The organism is Sphingomonas sp. AAP5 (assembly GCF_004354345.1).
Lineage (GTDB): Bacteria > Pseudomonadota > Alphaproteobacteria > Sphingomonadales > Sphingomonadaceae > Sphingomonas > Sphingomonas glacialis.
In genome coordinates, this window is record NZ_CP037913.1 from 2,003,145 (window position 1) to 2,019,618 (window position 16,474).

Below are 16,474 nucleotides of genomic sequence, written 5' to 3' on the forward strand. Positions count from 1 at the left end.
TGCGCATGGTCAATCTCCTTGGTTTGCGCTGGTGGAATCCTCGGAAAGCGCGAGCACGGCGTAATCGCCGTCCGGATCGAGCCCGACGACACGGGCGAGCGTTTCGACCCGGCGCGCGGTGCCGCGGCCGGCGATGAACACGATCGTGTCGATCGCTTCGGCAATCAGCCGCCGCGGAACGGTGACCACCGCCTCCTGCACCAGCTGCTCGATCCGATAGAGCGCCGACAGCGCGCTGTTGGCGTGGACCGTCGCGATGCCGCCGGGGTGACCAGTGTTCCAGGCCTTGAGCATGTCGAGCGCCTCGGGGCCGCGAACCTCGCCGACGATGATCCGGTCAGGGCGAAGCCGCAGCGTCGAGCGAACGAGATCCGCCATGCTGACAAATCCTGCGCGAGTGCGAAGCGCTACCGTGTCGGCAGCCGGGCATTGCAGCTCGCGCGTGTCCTCGATCAGGATCACGCGTTCGTCGAGATGTGCCATTTCGGCGAGCAGAGCATTGGCGAGCGTCGTCTTGCCCGAACTCGTTCCGCCGACGACAAGGATGTTGCGACGTGCGACCACCGCCAGCGACAACAACCGTGCGGTGTCCGCGGACATGATGCCGTCGTTCACATAATCGATGAGCGTGTAGACGCGCTGCGCCGGCTTGCGGATCGAAAAACACGGCGCGATCGAGACTGGCGGCAACAGTCCCTCGAACCGCTCGCCTGCCCCTTCACCATGAGACGGAAGCTCTGCCGATACGATCGGTGCGGCGCCATGTACCTCGGCGCGCGAATGGCTTGCGACCAGGCGGATGATACGCTCGACCTGAACAGGGTCGAACTGGACCCCGGTGTCGGTCCGGCCTTCGCCCAAACGGTCAAGCCGAAGCGAGCCATCGGGATTGACCATGATCTCGAGCACGAACGGGTCGGACAGTGCCGCGACAATCGCAGGCCCCATCGCGCTGCGCAGCATCGCCCTGCGGCGGTCGATGGATTCCTCACGGCTCATGGAAGGACCTCAGCTTCGCCACCGGCGATCTTGCGCTGACGCGCCTCGACCTGACGTCCGACCTGCCGCACGAATTCGCGGTAGCGCTCACGCCCCTGCGCAATTCGGGCAGGGTCGTTCTCCGGCATTGGCGGGTTGATGGTGAGCTCGTAGCGAACGAAGGCTGCAAAGCTCTCGAACAGGACGTCGAAGTCGCGTCTCAGCGTTACGAGCTCGCGCTGCAGGCGATCGAACCTTGGACCGAAGGTCTGATCCAGCTCGCGCGTTCCACGTTTTCGCAGGAAGTCGCGCAAAGCATCCTCCACGATCGCCGACTTGGGCGCCCCGGAATCGTTGGCGAGTGCTGCGAGCTCAGCGCTCCGGCTTTCACTCAAATAGATGTGATGCCGGGGCTTCATCGACCGTTTCCGAATGCTGGCACCGGGGCGTCGCGTCCCGCGCCTTCATCGATCGCCACCGCCTTGGTGAGGGCGTTCGTCGAGCGCGTTTGGTTGATCGCGCGAAGGTCGGTTCCCGGATCGTCCACCTCGTCGAACATTCCCGCGAAAACCTGCTGTTCAGGTGCGATAGGCTTGGCCTGCGGCTCCTCGGCAAGCCCTGGATGGCGTTGTTGCTGAACACCCCCGTCTTCGCTCGATGCATCGCTAATCGTCGGCGCGGCTTCCTCGAGAATCCGCTCGAGTCGTGGATCTGGCCGGCGCGCGAGGGTCCCCCATGGATTGGTGCGCGGTAACGGACGATCGGCATAGCCGTGGAGAGCCAGAGTCGGCGGCGCAAGCACGCGACCACGGAAATTCCGGTCCATGAAATAGCGCAATTTGGTAGCCCGGATCGGCGCCATGCCGGATATCAGGACGAGTTCATCGGTGGGCGGAAGCTGCATGACCTCGCCGGGCGTCAGCAACGCACGCGCGGTCTCTTGCCGGCTGACCATGACGTGGGCGAGCCATGGCGCAAGGCGATGCCCGGCATAGTTGCGCATCGCGCGCTGCTCGGTCGCGGTGCCGAGCGCGTCGGAGATGCGCTTGGCGGTGCGGTCGTCGTTAGTGCTGAACGCGACGCGCACATGGCAGTTGTCGAGGATCGCGTTATTCTCGCCATAAGCCTTGGAAATCTGGTTGAGCGACTGTGCGATCAGGAAGGCTCGGATGCCGTAACCGGCCATGAAGGCGAGTGCGGTCTCGAAGAAGTCGAGCCGACCGAGTGCCGGGAACTCGTCAAGCATCATCAGCAATTGATGGCGCCCGGTCTTGGATCTCTCGCCATCGAGATGCTCGGTCAGCCGTCGGCCGATCTGGTTGAGAATGAGGCGGACAAGCGGCTTGGTTCGCGAAATGTCGGAAGGCGGCGTGACGAGATAGAACGAAACCGGACGTTTGCCCTCGATCAGGTCAGCGATCCGCCAGTCACATCGCGACGTGACGGCGGCGATGGTGGGATCACGATACAGGCCGAGGAACGACATTGCGGTCGACAGCACCCCGGAGCGCTCATTCTCCGACTTGTCGAGCAGTTCGCGTGCGGCTGATGCGACAACCGGGTGCACGCGCGGATGTTTGTCGTCGCCGAGATGATTGGTGTTCACCATCCGCTTGAGCGTTTCGAGAAACGTACGCTGCGGATCGGCCAGAAAAGTCGCGACCCGCGCGAGCGTCTTCTCCTCCTCTGCATACAGAACGTGCAGGATCGCGCCGACCAGCAGGGAGTGGCTGGTCTTTTCCCAGTGACTGCGCCGCTCGAGCGCTCCTTCGGGATCGACCAAAATGTCTGCGATGTTCTGGGCGTCGCGAACCTCGTTCTCGCCGCGCCGTACCTCGATCAGAGGGTTGTAGCGTGCGGACATCGGATCGGTCGGATTGAACAGCAGGGTGTGCGAGAAGAGCGAGCGCCAACCAGCGGTTAGCTGCCAGTTTTCGCCCTTGATGTCGTGAACCAGCACCGAGCCAGTCCATGACAACAATGTCGGCACCACAAGCCCAACACCTTTGCCCGAGCGCGTGGGCGCGAACGCCATGACGTGTTCAGGCCCGTCATGCCGCAAGTAGCGACCGTGTAGGATCCCGAGTAAGACGCCGACGTCGCGGAATAGACCAGCCTTCTCGATTTCATGGACTGCTGCCCAGCGTGCCGACCCGTAGGTAGTGACGTTTCCAAGCGCGCGTGCGCGCCAGAGCGAACCGGCGATTGCGGCGCCACATGCGAGAAATCCGCTCGCTCCAGCCAGCATGCCCGCTTTGTTGAAGACGCGCGGCGCGTAGGCTTCATAGTGATACCACCAGTCGAACAGAGCCCAAGGGGGGTAGATTCGGTGTCCGAAGGCAATTATCCAGGCCGGACCGAGTTGGGGCTGAAACGCCAGCATCGCCGCCGCCCACTGCGTCGCGCCCCAGACGCCCGCGATCACGATCGCGAAGACAAGCACAATTTGGCCGACGAGCAGTCTAGTGGGTGTCATTACGCGAAATCCGGCTACGGCCGCACCACGCGCGCCGATCACGTAAAATCGCGCGTATCCGGCTTTAGAGGAACGACGCTGCGTGACGTTGCGCGACGATATCGATGCAAACTTGACGTCGTTCCGCCCGGCTTTGTCGCTGCCGCCAGTTTCCGATTGGGCTCGAGAGGCAGGTTAGCTCCAGTTGACGTAACAGCGGCAGCTACGCGCCATTCCTCGTCGTTCTTGGCCGCCGAGACGAACCGTGAAAACTTCCATAAGGTCATGCGCAGCATCGACGTCTGGGACGACCGGCTTTGCGGACGAAGCCGTCATTCCCGAGCACGGCCGTGAAGATCGGGTTTTAGCCAAACCTGACGTTTGCGACCTCGGGCAGGTTGATCGAGGAACGACCGAGGCTGGGCCGCGAGGCGACTGGCGGGATTCAGGGGTGGGTCTGAGAAAGCAGCCCTTCGTTAGGCCAGCCTTAAATCGCGATGAGTAGAGTCAGGAGGTGGCGCGGTATCGTGCGGCTCGCCTGTGGGGCTTACCAGACGATCCGTTTCCACCCCCTGCTCATCGAGCCGGACATGCGGATCTCCCTGCATCCGGCTCTCGGACAAAGCATCACGCCTTCGCCCACGGCGCGCCCCGACCAAGCTGGGTAAGCCGTACGAGCCCGTATTGCTCGTAGAGGTGCTGGGGTAGATAGGCTCCCGCCCTCTTGCCGGCTTTCCCGTGCTTGCGCCGAAGCCACCGACGCAGCCGCACCACTGTGTAGCTGTCGATCGCCCTGTACGCCTGGCTCGTGGTTCCAACCGAGAAGTAATTGGCCCATCCGCGCAGCGCCCGGTTGATCTTGGCCACCAGCACCGTGGCATCCTGCCATGTAGACCTTCGCTCGGTGAGCGCGTGGATGGTGTCCACCGCTCGCTTGATGCTCTTCTTCGACGGCCGATAGCCCATGCGGGCTCGCCCCGTTTTCGCCGAGTACATCCGCCCGAAGGTATAGCCCAGGAAGTCGAACGTCTCTCCCGGCACCTTGCAGATGCGGGTCTTTTCCTCGTTCACCGTCAGCTTCAGCTTGCCCATCAGCCTGCGCATCTGATCGAGCGCGGCTTCCGCGTTGCCCTTCTGACACAGGATGACGAGATCGTCGGCATAAGTGACGAGCCGAGCGCCGAGGCGTTGCCCAAGGCCGAGCTTCCGCCACCCCATCACGAACCGGCGCATGTATAAGTTCGCCAGCAGCGGTGAGATGGGTGAGCCTTGCGGGATGCCGCATCGCTGATCCCGGGCCGCCGTGGTTCGTGTCTTCCGCCCTCGTTCGTCCGTTTCCTCGACAGCGCAGTCCAACGACATCCTGATCAGGTGCAGCACGCTTGGATCGACGATCCGGCGCGCCACGGACTTCATCAGCTCGAGGTGGGGGATACTGCCAAAGTAGTCGGCAAGGTCGGCGTCCACGACATCGGGACGGCCGTGATACAGCTGGTCCTCCACCTCGATCACGGCCTGCTGGGCATTGCGCCCGGCGCGATAGGCATAGATTTCCGGTGGAAGATCGGCTTCGAAGATCGGTTCCAGCACCAGCATCGCTGCTGTCATGCAGACCCGATCCCGCACGGTGGAAATGCCCAGCGGCCTGAGTTTGCCGTTGGCTTTCGGTATATGGACCCGTCTGATCGGCTCCGGTCGGTACGTCTTCTCTCTGAGCGCAAGCGCCAGTTCGGCCAGCCACCGCTCGACGCCGTACGTCTCGATATCCGCGAAGTCCTGACCGTCTACCCCAGGTGCGCCCTTGTTAGAGCGGCACTTGGCGTAGGCATGCGCCAGAACGTCGTCGCGGCTGATCTTGTCGTACAGCGCGTAGAAGCGATAGCCAGCTTCCGCCTTCGCTTTCGCGTGCAACGCCATCTGCAGTTTCTGGACGCTTTTCGGAGTTGATAGGTTTCCCAATCCCCTGTCCCTCACCACGTATTGCGTTCGCTTTGAACTGAGGCCCCTTCCCTCGACCGGCATTACCCGGTTTCCCCGGTACTACGGGCCTCTCCGCCACCCCACCGCGCCCGTCCCATCCCTCGCGGGCGTCCGGTTGCTCATCCCTGAGCACGTGATGGGGCTTCCCGTGTTGCGTGCGCTTTCCTTGTGTACATGCTGCCGCCATTACCCCGGTGCAGCAGACGAGCTCCAAACGTCGCTCAAACTCGCCCGTCTGTATCAGCCTTCCCCGAAATGGGTGTCGGGTCGGCCTGCACATCGTCCTTTTCGAGGATTGCTCAGCGTTCACTCACGTTGCGGCCTGCACACTCGCACGGTCACCTACGTGACCGTCATCCGGGGGCTTCAGACATTTCGTTACCTCCATGCCTGCCCCGGTTGCTTCCGGCTGGAGCAGTTCGCCGGGCGGGATTTGCACCCACTGGAAAGCGCCGCCTTTGCACGGCGCACCCCATTCGCGGTCGTTCGGTTCGGACGCTGTACCTCCCGGAACCAGCCGCTCGTTCATCTCGATGGTCGAGGCATGGCGCGATCAAGCGACGGCGGCATGCTCCTGCCACGCTGCCTTCCAAACCTCGCGTGCTGCATCGGCATTCATTAGAGCGATGTAAAGGCCCACGATCAGGTCGGGCCACGCAGAGCGCCAGAGAGTAGCCGTCACCAGCCCCGCCACGATAATTCCAACATTTGCGAGCGCGTCGTTACGGGCTGAGAGGAACGCCGCGCGCGTCAGGCTGCCGCCATGATGACGGTAGCGGGCTAGCATGAACGCGCAGGTCAGATTGACCGCGAGCGCGCCAAGCCCGGTGAGCAACAATGGCAGCGGATCGGGCGCAGCCGGCACGTTGAGCTTTGCCCAGGCTGTCCACAGCGTCGCGATGCCCGGCACAAGCAGGATCAGCGCGAGCGCCATGCCAAGTCGTGCTCGGTTGCGCATTGACCAGAGCAGGGCAGCGAGGATCAGGAGGTTAACGGCCGCATCTTCGAGAAAATCGACGCTATCGGCAAACAGCGATACAGATCCGATTGCCACGGCGACGGTAAACTCCACCGCAAAATAGCTGAGGTTTAGCAGAGCAACATAGCGGACTACCTGGCGCAGACCGCTACCTTCTCGGGTATGATGGTCAGGCATCACCCCGGTGATCCGGATGCTGCCCCGCGCGCTGGGGAAGGACGAGGATCAGGAGCAGGATCGCAGCCGTCAGCACCACCGACGCAAGCGGACGACTGAAGGCTAAGCCACCATGATCGAGCGGCTTGTCGAGCCAATCGCCGACTGCGGCCCCCAAGGGACGCGTCAAGATGAAAGCTGCCCAGAACAGGAGCACCCGACTGGCGCTGGTGAGGTAGTAGAGCAGCGCCAGCACGGCGAGCAGTCCCGCGAAGATTGTGGCAGCGCCCACATAGCCGAGGTTGCCAGTACCAGCCGTCCAGTCCCCGAGCGCCGTGCCGAGCGTTTGAGAGAAAGTGATCGTGACCCAGTAGAACAGCTCGGCCTTCGGCTCCCGCACCGTCGCGACCGAGATCGAGCCCAGCGCCCAATACCAGACGATCAGAGAGGCGAGCACGCAGGCCATAAGCAGCGTCGATCCGCCGGCGTAGCCGATCCCGAGCGAGCGCGTGGCGAAGTCCGCCATCGTCGTGCCGGCCGTCGTCGAGGCAATGATCGTTGCCCAATAGAGGAACGGGTGAAAGCGCCGCGCGCTTACCTGCAACCAGACCAGGGCGACCAGCACCGTCAGGAAGATCGCGGTGCCGACCAGATAGCCGAGGTTCATCGTCATCGAGACGGTATCGCCGCCGGTTTCGCCAAGCGTGGTCGCAAGTATCTTGATGATCCAGAAGCCCAGCGTGACCGCTGGCACCTTACTTGCCAACTTCTCCCTCGTAGCCTCGTTCACGGCGTCATTCCTTTCCGGCTCCACGCCGTCGGCGTTTCGATCACCAATATTTGGAGATCGCCCGAAATTCATCGACGGCGTGCTTTGTGCCCTCGCCTTCTTCGGCGTGGACGAGGCAATGATCGATATGGTCGTTGATGAGTGCGCGCTTGGCGCTGGCGATGGCATTTTCGACCGCTTGGAGTTGCTGTGCGATGTCGACGCAAGGTCGCTCTTCCTCGATCATCCCGACGATGCTCTTGAGATGGCCGGTCGCGCGGTTCAGCCGCTTGATGATCGCGGGATGGCTGGAATGAGCGTTGTGCGACATGTGACCTCATATAGAACGTTGATTGAGCATTTGTCGACTAACCCCCTGGGGGGATAGACGACATCCCCCTGGGGGGTTATAGGTCGGCCGGACCTTGGCACCCACGTACGCTTATCTGCTGGGACGCCCTGATACTATCGGGACGCATGATGACCTCTTTTGCCGAACTCGTTCAACAGGGCAGCACCAACCTTTGGCTATTCATCCCGAGCGCGCTTCTGCTCGGTGCGTTGCACGGCCTGGAGCCCGGCCACTCCAAGACGATGATGGCTGCCTTCATCATCGCGGTGCGCGGTACGGTCGGCCAAGCCGTGCTGCTCGGCCTGTGCGCGGCCCTGTCTCACACGGCGATCGTGTGGGGCATTGCGCTTGGCGGGCAGTATCTCGGCCGCGGCTTCAACACGGAGACTACCGAGCCTTACTTGTTACTTGGCTCCGCCATCATCGTCCTCGGCGTTGGCCTCTGGATGATCTGGCGCACGCGAGCGGATCAGAAGGCGGAGGCGGCGCACGACCACCATCACCACCACGGAGAGGATGAGGTCCGCTCAATTGATACCGGCCATGGTATGATGCGGCTCGAGATTTTCGAGGACGGCGTTCCGCCCTGCTGGCGCGCGCGCTTCGACAAGGGCGGATGGTCGGCAGAGGACGTGAACGTCACCACGAACCGCGGCGAGGGACGTTCGCAGACGTTCTGCTTCGTCGATCGTGGCGATTTCTTGGAGAGCGTCGAAGAAATACCGGAGCCGCACGCGTTCGCGGCACGGGTATCGCTCGGGCATGCCGGCCATAGCCACGACTATGACCTCACCTTCGCCGAACACGAACACGAACATGACCACGCAGCGCCGAGCGAAGGCCTCAAGGTTACAGGCGACAACGCCTACATGGACGCGCACGAGCGCGCCCATGCCTCCGACATCAGTCGCCGTTTCGCCAACCGGAAGGTGACGACCGGCCAGATCGCGCTGTTTGGCCTCACGGGTGGGCTTATCCCCTGCCCCGCAGCCGTCACCGTTCTCCTGCTCTGCCTCCAACTCAAGCGCCTCTCGCTGGGTGTCGTGTTGGTCAGCGCGTTCAGCGTCGGCTTGGCGGTGACGATGGTCAGCGCCGGCGTCATTGCCGCCCTCAGCGTCAACCAGATTCAGAAGCACTGGTCCGGCTTCGGCGATTTCGCGCGCAAGGCACCGTACGCATCGGCTGGCCTTATGATCGTGATCGCGAGCTACATGGCCTATTCCGGCTTGAGCGGCCTCAGCCGCATCGGCGCGATCTGATGAGCCTCGCGCTCCTCTTGGACAATATTCGTGGGCTGCCAGAGTGCCGCCCGTGCTGAGCGTCCTCGCCAACCGGACCTATCGCCACCTGTTCCTCGCGCAGATCATCGCGCTGATCGGAACGGGTCTCGCGACTGTAGCGCTTGGCCTGCTCGCCTACGACATCGCGGGCGGCAGCGCGGGCGCCGTGCTGGGAACCGCGCTCGCTATCAAGATGGTCGCATATATCGGCGTTGCGCCGATCGCCGGGGCGTTCGCCAACCGGGTTCCCCGACGCGCGTTGCTGGTGAGCATGGACGTGACCCGTGCCGCGGTCGCGATCTGCCTCCCGTTCGTGAACCAGGTCTGGGAGGTCTATGTCCTGATCTTCGTCCTGCAATCGGCATCCGCCGCGTTCACCCCGACCTTCCAGGCGACGATCCCCGACGTGTTGCCGGAGGAGCGTGACTACACCCGCGCGCTCTCCCTCTCCCGTCTAGCTTACGACATGGAAAGTCTGACCAGCCCGATCCTGGCGGCAGGGCTGCTCACGGTAATGAGCTACCACTGGCTCTTTTCGGGCACCGCGATCGGCTTTGTCGCCTCGGCGCTGCTCGTCGTCTCGACCGTGCTGCCCAAGCCTGCCCCTGTAGAAGACCGGGGCGGCATCTATGAAAAGACGACGCGGGGCATACGCATCTACCTCAAGACTCCGCGCCTGCGCGGACTGTTGGCGCTGACGCTTTCGGCAGCGGCAGCGAGCGCGATGGTCATCGTCAACACCGTCGTCATCGTACGAGGCATGGGGCTTAACCAGCGCGACGTCGCGCTGACGCTCGCCGCCTTTGGAGGCGGCTCGATCACCGCTGCCCTCACCTTGCCGAAAGTCCTCGATCGCATCGCCGATCGAACAGTGATGATGGTCGCCGCAGCCGCGCTGACGCTCGCGCTCGCTGCCCTTGCTGCGATCTCTGTGACGATGACGCCGGGACCGGCCTATTGGCACGTCCTGCTCGCCGGATGGCTCGTCATGGGCATCGCCTATTCGGCAAGCGTCACCCCGTCGGGCCGCTTGCTCCGCCGCTCGGCGAACGCCGACGATCGCCCCGCGCTGTTCGCTGCGCAATTCGCGTTGAGCCACGTCTGTTGGCTGGTCTGCTATCCGCTCGTCGGACAGCTCGGCGCGCGCGTCAGCATGGCGGCGGCCTTCGCCGCCATGGCCGTGTTGTCCGCGATCGGCGTCGTCGCGGCGCTGTGGCTATGGCCTGCCAACGATCCCGACGTGCTCGACCATGAGCATGGTGACCTCGCCCCGGACGATACGCATCACCTGGCGCACGCAGCCGGCAAGACCCATCCTTACGTCCTTTATCGCCGGCATCCGAAATGGCCGGGCCAGTGACATGCTTGCCGCGGACACACGTGCCGCCTACTCTAAAGCGGATGCCAACCCGTCGATCCCGATCCGCGCTGCTCGGTGCCGTGCTGGCGCTCGTCGCCATGCTTGGCTTGATCGGCCTGTCGGGGTGGCACGGTGCGATCGTCCATGATGACGATCCCGTGCACGCGGTCTCGATCGAGCATAGCCACGGCGGATCGGACCAAACCGATCCGGATGGTCCGATTCACGTGCTCGCACACGCGACCGGCCAGTTGCTCACCTTGGACGCTGCCACTGCGACGCTGCGAGCGACCGTGGTGTCCGATAGGACGTGGCCGACCGGCATCGCCGGCCTGCTCCGCGGGATCGGACCTTCCGGACTGTTGCGACCTCCACAGGGCTGAGCCGTGCCGGCGCTCGGCGCCGACATGCTCACACCCCTTGGAAGGAACATCATGAACGGCACTATCCGCCGGCAGCGCATGGTTGCGCTGGCTGGTTTACTCGCAGCGCTATGCCCCGCGGGAACGGCGTGGTCGAAGACGGCGCCGCCATTCGCGCAACTCTTGCGTCAGGCCCAGACGACCCCTCGCGTCACGGTGCTGGATGCCGACGTGGCGCGTGCCCGGGGGCTTGCCGAACAGGCGCGCGCGCGGCCTAATCCGACAGTCAACATCTACGCGGAAAACTTTGCGGGCGATTTGAGGGATAATGCTCGCGACCAGCAGCAGACTACTTTCCAGATCGACCAGCCGATTGAGCTGGGCGGCAAGCGTTCGGCGCGGATCGCCGCGGGCGACGCCGGCATAGCAGCCGCGCAGGCGCGTAATCTCGAAGGGCGGCTCCTCTACGCCACCGAGCTGGCACGCGCCTATGCGGGCGCGGAGATCGCCGAGCGGCGCATCGACTTAGCCGAGGACGAGGTGGAGGAGGCAACCGCCGACTTAAGGGTGGCGCGCGCGCTCGTCGATGCCGGCAAGGAGGCCCGGTTGCGCCAGCTTCAGGCCGAGACTGAGTTGAACACCCTCGAATCCGAACTCGAAACGGCACGCGCGCAAAAGCTGGCGGCGCTGGCACGGCTATCGGCGCTTGCGGGTTCGCCGACGCCCTTTACCGGTCTGTCGGAATCCCTGCTCGATCGTTTGAACGCCAGGCCCGCCAGCGGTCCGATCGACCCATTGCAGGTTACGACCGTCAAGGTCGCCGAGGCCGAACGCGAGGCAGCGGCGAGAGCGGTGACGGTGCAGCAGCGTCTTGCCGTTCCGAACATGACCGCGCAGCTCGGCATACGCCAGCTCCGGGTCGCAAGCGGACCGGCGATTGTCGCCGGCGTTGGCATTCCGCTGCCGTTCTTCGATCGTAATCGTGGCAACATCGACGCAGCGCGCGCCGAGTTGCAAGGCGCGGAGGCGCGAGCCGCAGTGGCGCGGCTCGATGCCGAAGCCGGTACTCGCGCCGTGTTGGCTTTGATCGAGGCGGCCGACAATCGCGCAGCCGCTGCGCAGCGGACGATGAAGACCGCCGAAGAAGCCTATCGGCTCGCACGCATTGCCTATGAGGCAGGCAAATCGCCGCTGATCGAGCTGCTCGCCGCTCGCCACAATCTCGGGGTGGCTCGCGGCGTCATCCTTGATGCTGCTGCCGCGCGTCTCGACGCCCGCACCAATCTCGCCCGCCTGTCAGGCCTCAGCATCACCGGAGAACCGGTCCAATGACCGATAGAGATCGACCCTACACTGGCGCCGCCGTCGGGCTGGTTGCCGCAGCCGCACTCGGCTTCGGGGCTGCACGCCTCACCCAGGCCCCGCCCCCTCCCACTGCACCTGCACCTGCAACGACAGCGGAAGCGCCGAAGAAGACGGCCGATGCACTCTCCATTACGCCACAGGCCATCGCGACCTCGCAGATCACGGTCGCACCGGCTGGCTCTGGCGAACTGGATGCGGCAATCCTCGCCTCCGCAACCGTGGGATCGACGCCCGACGCCGAAGCCGTGCTAACCGCGCGCGCACCGGGCACCGTCACACGCATTTTCCTGCGGATCGGCGATCCGGTCCGCGCCGGCCAGACGATTGCGCTAGTCGAAAGCCGTGACGCCTCGCAGATCGTTGCGGACCGTGCGTCCGCATCCGCACGGGTGACGCTGGCCGCGCGTCAGCTCGCGCGCGAGCGTTCGTTGCTCAGCCAAGGTGTCTCTCCCCGTGCCGACTACGAGTCCGCCCAGGCGAACCTTGCGGTCGCCGAGGCTGACGCCAGGCGCGCCAGCGCCGCAGCGGGAGCCGCGCGCGTTTCGAGCGACGGACGCTCGGTCGCAATCGTCAGCCCGATTTCGGGTCGGATCACGAGTGCCGCTGCCAATCTCGGGCAGTTCGTCGCAGCCGAAACCGAGCTGTTCAGGGTCGCCGACCCGCGCCGCCTGCAGATCACCGCCAATGTGCCGCCGGCTGATGCTTCCCGCGTCCTTGTCGGCGACCGGGTGGAGCTGACCACCAATGACGGCCGCACGGTCGAGGGACGGGTTCGCTCGGCGACCGGCGTCGTCGATGCGCAGTCGCGCACGGCTACCGTCGTGGTCACGCCGACCGCGGGCACCAGCACGCTTGTCCCGGGCCAACTCGTCCAGGCGCGCATTGCTGCCAGCGGCGGAGCCATCAAGGCGGGCGTGACAGTTCCCCAGGATGCAGTTCAGACGCTCGGCGACCGGACCGTGGTGTTCGTCCGGACCCGCCAAGGGTTCAAGGCGCAGTCGATCCGTATCGGCAGCCGATCGGGGGGCATGGTCGCGGTTGCCGACGGCCTCGCGGCAGGCACGCCGATCGCCACGGTGAATGCCTTCCTCATCAAGGCCGAACTCGAGAAGAACGAGGGAGGCGAGGAATGATCGAGCGCATTCTATCGACCTCGGTGCGACTGCGCTGGCTCGTCGCTTTCCTGACCCTCGTCGTCATTGGCTTCGGCGCATGGCAGATCACGAAGCTCCCGATCGACGCCGTGCCCGACGTGACCAACCGGCAGGTCCAGATCAGCACCTTCGTGCCGTCGCTCGGACCCATCGACGTCGAGAAGCAGGTCACCTTCCCAGTCGAGACGGCACTTGCCGGTATTCCCGGGCTGGAGATGACGCGATCTTTCTCGCGCAACGGCTTCAGCCAGGTGACGGCGGTGTTCACAGACAGGACCGACATCTACTTCGCGCGCCAGCAAGTGACCGAGCGTATCGGCCAAGCCAAGGACAGCTTACCTGCTGGCGTGCAGCCCAACCTCTCCCCGCTCAGCACGGGCCTCGGCGAGATTTTCTTCTACTCGATCGCCTTCCGTCATCCCAACGGCAAAGGCGGTGCCGAGCATATCGACGGCAAACCCGGTTGGCAGTCGGACGGCAGCTATCTGACCCCAGAGGGCGAGCAGCTGACCACCGAGCTGGCCAAGGCTGCTTATCTGCGCACCGTGCAGGACTGGATCATCCGGCCGCAGATGCGGACCGTGAAAGGCGTTGCCGGCGTCGATTCCAACGGCGGCTATGTGAAGCAGTATCTGATCGAGCCGAACCTCAACGCGCTCACCTCCTACGGACTTTCGATCACTGAGCTGGCGAAGGCAATGGAGCGGGCGAACCTCTCCGCGGGCTCGAACTACGTCCGCCGTGCCGGCGAGAGTTTCCTCGTCCGCGCCGACGCCCGACTGAAGTCGATTGAGGACATGCAGGAAGCGGTTGTCGCCACCCGCAACGGCGTGCCGGTCCGCGTGAAGGATGTGGGGCAGGTCGTGATCGGAGGTGCGGTTCGCACCGGCTCGGGAAGCCGAATGGGCTCCGAGGCGGTCATCTCGACCGTGCTGATGTTGGTCGGCGACAACAGCCGCATCGTCTCCACCGCTGTCGCCGACAAGCTGACGCAGATCAACAAGGCGCTGCCGCCCGACGTGTTTGCAGAACCAGTCTACAACCGCTCCAAGCTGGTCAACGCGACGATCGCCACGGTTGAGAAGAACCTGAGCGAGGGTGCGCTGCTCGTCATCGTGGTGCTGTTCCTGCTGCTCGGCAACGTCCGCGCTGCACTCATCACCGCGGCCGTAATCCCGATCACGATGCTGATGACCGCGGCGGGTATGAACGGGCTTGGCGTGTCCGGAAACCTGATGAGCCTCGGAGCGCTCGACTTTGGCCTGATCGTCGACGGTGCCGTCATTATCGTCGAAAATGCGCTGCGCCACCTTGCCGAACGGCAACAGGCCGAAGGCAGGCTGCTGACGCTGGAGGAGCGACTGGAGACGACCACGGCATCCGCCAAGGAGATGATCCGCCCGACAGTCTACGGGCAGCTCATCATCTTCCTTGTCTTCACGCCGCTGCTCACGTTCCAGGGTGTCGAGGGCAAGACCTTTGCGCCGATGGCGATCACGCTGATGGTGGCGCTCGCCTGCGCCTTCATCCTGTCACTGACCTTCGTTCCCGCGATGATCGCGATCGTCATCAAGGGCCGGGTCAGCGAAACCGAGGTGAAGCCGGTTCGCTGGTTCAAGGAGCGTTACGCGCCGATCCTCGCCAAGGCCATCGCACGGCCGTTGCCCTTCATCCTGGGCGGTGTTGGCGTCTTTGTCGCAGCCGTGTTTTGCTTCGGCTTCCTCGGCGAGGAGTTCATGCCGCAACTCGACGAGAAGGATATCACGGTCACCAACTTCCGTGTGCCCTCGGCGTCGATCGACCAGTCGACGCAGATGCAGATGCAAATCGAGAACGTCCTGAAGACCCTGCCGGAGGTAGCGTTGGTCTTTTCCAAGAACGGCAACGCCGACCTCGGCACCGATCCAATGCCGCCGAACGCTTCGGACACCTACGTCATCCCCAAGCCGGAAAGCGAGTGGCCGGCGGACGTGCACAGCAAGGAGGACATCATCCGTCGCATCGAGGAACGGATGAAATCGACGATTGGCAACCGGACGGAGATCCAGCAGCCGATCCAGATGCGCTTCAACGAACTGATCGCCGGCGTCCGCGCCGACGTCGCGGTCAAGCTTTACGGCGACGATCTGGACGCGATGGGCGCGCAGGCGCGCAAGATCGCAGCCGTCATCCGCACTATCCCCGGTGCCGGAGATGTCAGCGTCGAGCAAACTGACGGTGCACCGACGTTCGACGTTCAGATTGATCGTCAGGCGGTCGCAAGGCTCGGCTTGTCGGTCGAGGAGGTGGCGAACACTGTCTCGGCTGCGCTTGGTGGCCGCGAAGCGGGATTGCTGTTCGAGGGCGATCGGCGCTTCTCGGTCGTGGTGCGTCTACCCGACGCACAGCGTGACGACATCGACACGCTGGGATCGATTCCGGTCATGTTGCCTGCGGCGGAAGGGCAGACCGCCCGTTCGATCCCACTCCGTGAAGTGGCGCGGTTCCGGTACACCGAGGGCCTGAATCAGATCAGCCGCGAGAACGGCAAGCGCATGATGACCGTGCAGGTCAACGTGCGCGGGCGTGATCTCGGCGGCTTCGTTGCAGACGCACAGGCGAAGATCGCTTCCATGCAGCTCCCGGCCGGCATGTACATCGATTGGGGCGGCACCTTCCAGAGCCTGCAATCGGCACGTCTGCGCTTGATGTTGGTCGTGCCGATCTGCTTCCTCGCAATCTTCGCGCTGCTCTACATGGCGCTGGGCGGCTTCATCCCCGCCCTGATCGTGTTCTCGGCGGTGCCGATGGCACTCGCGGGCGGCGTGTTCGCGCTCCTGCTACGCGGTATACCGTTCTCGATCACCGCTGCAGTCGGGTTCATCGCCCTGTCAGGTGTCGCGGTCCTCAATGGGCTCGTGATGATGGGTGCGATCCGCAAGCACCGCGAGGATGCCGAAGACGAGGATCAGGCTATTGCCGATGGCGCGATAGAGCGGGTACGCCCGGTGTTGATGACGGCGCTGGTCGCATCGCTCGGCTTCGTGCCGATGGCGCTCGCCACCGGCACCGGTGCCGAGGTGCAGCGTCCCCTCGCTACCGTCGTGATCGGGGGTCTCATTACTTCGACGGTGCTGACGCTGGTTGTGCTGCCCGCCATCACCGCCTGGGTGGCGCGTCTCACAGCTCGAGGGGCGAAGCGTCCCCATCAGCGGAACGGCGAGGCGGTGCCTGCCGAATAGGTCCAGACAGTCGCAGCCCTCGACGGGCTGCGACCGTCAGTTCCAAGTCTGCGTGGCCAACCG

The 16,474-nt window shown here is 64.1% G+C and carries 13 protein-coding genes; 6 read left to right on the forward strand and 7 right to left on the reverse strand.

Annotated features, from left to right (window positions below):
• Positions 1 to 9: 9 nt before the first annotated feature.
• The 7 genes from trbB to E2E30_RS09290 form a co-directional block, all read right to left on the reverse strand.
• Positions 10 to 999, reverse strand: a complete 990-nt coding sequence (gene trbB, locus E2E30_RS09260; protein WP_133189171.1) for a P-type conjugative transfer ATPase TrbB — start codon at positions 997 to 999, stop codon at positions 10 to 12.
• Positions 996 to 1,397, reverse strand: coding sequence for a CopG family transcriptional regulator (locus E2E30_RS09265; protein ID WP_133189172.1), 402 nt, complete (start codon positions 1,395 to 1,397; stop codon positions 996 to 998). The genes trbB and E2E30_RS09265 overlap by 4 nt, the downstream gene beginning before the upstream one ends.
• Complete coding sequence (locus tag E2E30_RS09270) at positions 1,394 to 3,454, reverse strand: conjugal transfer protein TraG (RefSeq protein WP_133192015.1); 2,061 nt, start codon at positions 3,452 to 3,454, stop codon at positions 1,394 to 1,396. The genes E2E30_RS09265 and E2E30_RS09270 overlap by 4 nt, the downstream gene beginning before the upstream one ends.
• 606 nt (positions 3,455 to 4,060) lie before the next feature.
• Positions 4,061 to 5,350, reverse strand: a complete 1,290-nt coding sequence (gene ltrA / locus E2E30_RS09275) for a group II intron reverse transcriptase/maturase (protein ID WP_206365544.1) — start codon at positions 5,348 to 5,350, stop codon at positions 4,061 to 4,063.
• A gap of 616 nt (positions 5,351 to 5,966) precedes the next feature.
• Entirely contained in the window at positions 5,967 to 6,569 is a 603-nt protein-coding gene (locus tag E2E30_RS09280; protein ID WP_133189174.1) for a cation transporter, read from the reverse strand.
• Positions 6,562 to 7,362, reverse strand: a complete 801-nt coding sequence (locus E2E30_RS09285) for a COG4705 family protein (protein WP_240699105.1) — start codon at positions 7,360 to 7,362, stop codon at positions 6,562 to 6,564. The genes E2E30_RS09280 and E2E30_RS09285 overlap by 8 nt, the downstream gene beginning before the upstream one ends.
• Before the next feature lie 16 nt (positions 7,363 to 7,378).
• On the reverse strand, positions 7,379 to 7,648 hold the full coding sequence (locus E2E30_RS09290; RefSeq protein WP_133189176.1) for a metal-sensing transcriptional repressor: 270 nt from the start codon (positions 7,646 to 7,648) through the stop codon (positions 7,379 to 7,381).
• Between the two features lie 149 nt (positions 7,649 to 7,797).
• Between E2E30_RS09290 and E2E30_RS09295 the strand changes: the two genes are divergently transcribed.
• The 6 genes from E2E30_RS09295 to E2E30_RS09320 are packed head-to-tail and all read left to right on the forward strand — an operon-like array spanning position 7,798 to position 16,411.
• Complete coding sequence (locus E2E30_RS09295; protein ID WP_133192016.1) at positions 7,798 to 8,928, forward strand: nickel/cobalt efflux transporter; 1,131 nt, start codon at positions 7,798 to 7,800, stop codon at positions 8,926 to 8,928.
• A gap of 52 nt (positions 8,929 to 8,980) precedes the next feature.
• Positions 8,981 to 10,309 carry an MFS transporter gene (locus tag E2E30_RS09300; RefSeq protein ID WP_133189178.1) on the forward strand — a complete coding sequence of 443 codons (1,329 nt, stop codon included), beginning with the start codon at positions 8,981 to 8,983 and terminating at the stop codon, positions 10,307 to 10,309.
• Between the two features lie 41 nt (positions 10,310 to 10,350).
• Entirely contained in the window at positions 10,351 to 10,692 is a 342-nt protein-coding gene (locus E2E30_RS09305) for a hypothetical protein (RefSeq protein ID WP_133189180.1), read from the forward strand.
• A gap of 51 nt (positions 10,693 to 10,743) precedes the next feature.
• Positions 10,744 to 12,003 (forward strand): TolC family protein, encoded by a 1,260-nt coding sequence (locus E2E30_RS09310; RefSeq protein ID WP_133189182.1) that lies wholly within the window; start codon positions 10,744 to 10,746, stop codon positions 12,001 to 12,003.
• Positions 12,000 to 13,169 (forward strand): efflux RND transporter periplasmic adaptor subunit, encoded by a 1,170-nt coding sequence (locus E2E30_RS09315; RefSeq protein ID WP_133189184.1) that lies wholly within the window; start codon positions 12,000 to 12,002, stop codon positions 13,167 to 13,169. The genes E2E30_RS09310 and E2E30_RS09315 overlap by 4 nt, the downstream gene beginning before the upstream one ends.
• The gene (locus E2E30_RS09320; RefSeq protein ID WP_133189186.1) at positions 13,166 to 16,411 is read left to right on the forward strand and encodes an efflux RND transporter permease subunit; all 3,246 of its coding nucleotides are present in this window, start codon (positions 13,166 to 13,168) and stop codon (positions 16,409 to 16,411) included. Before E2E30_RS09315 ends, E2E30_RS09320 begins: the two co-directional genes overlap by 4 nt.
• Positions 16,412 to 16,474: the final 63 nt, after the last annotated feature.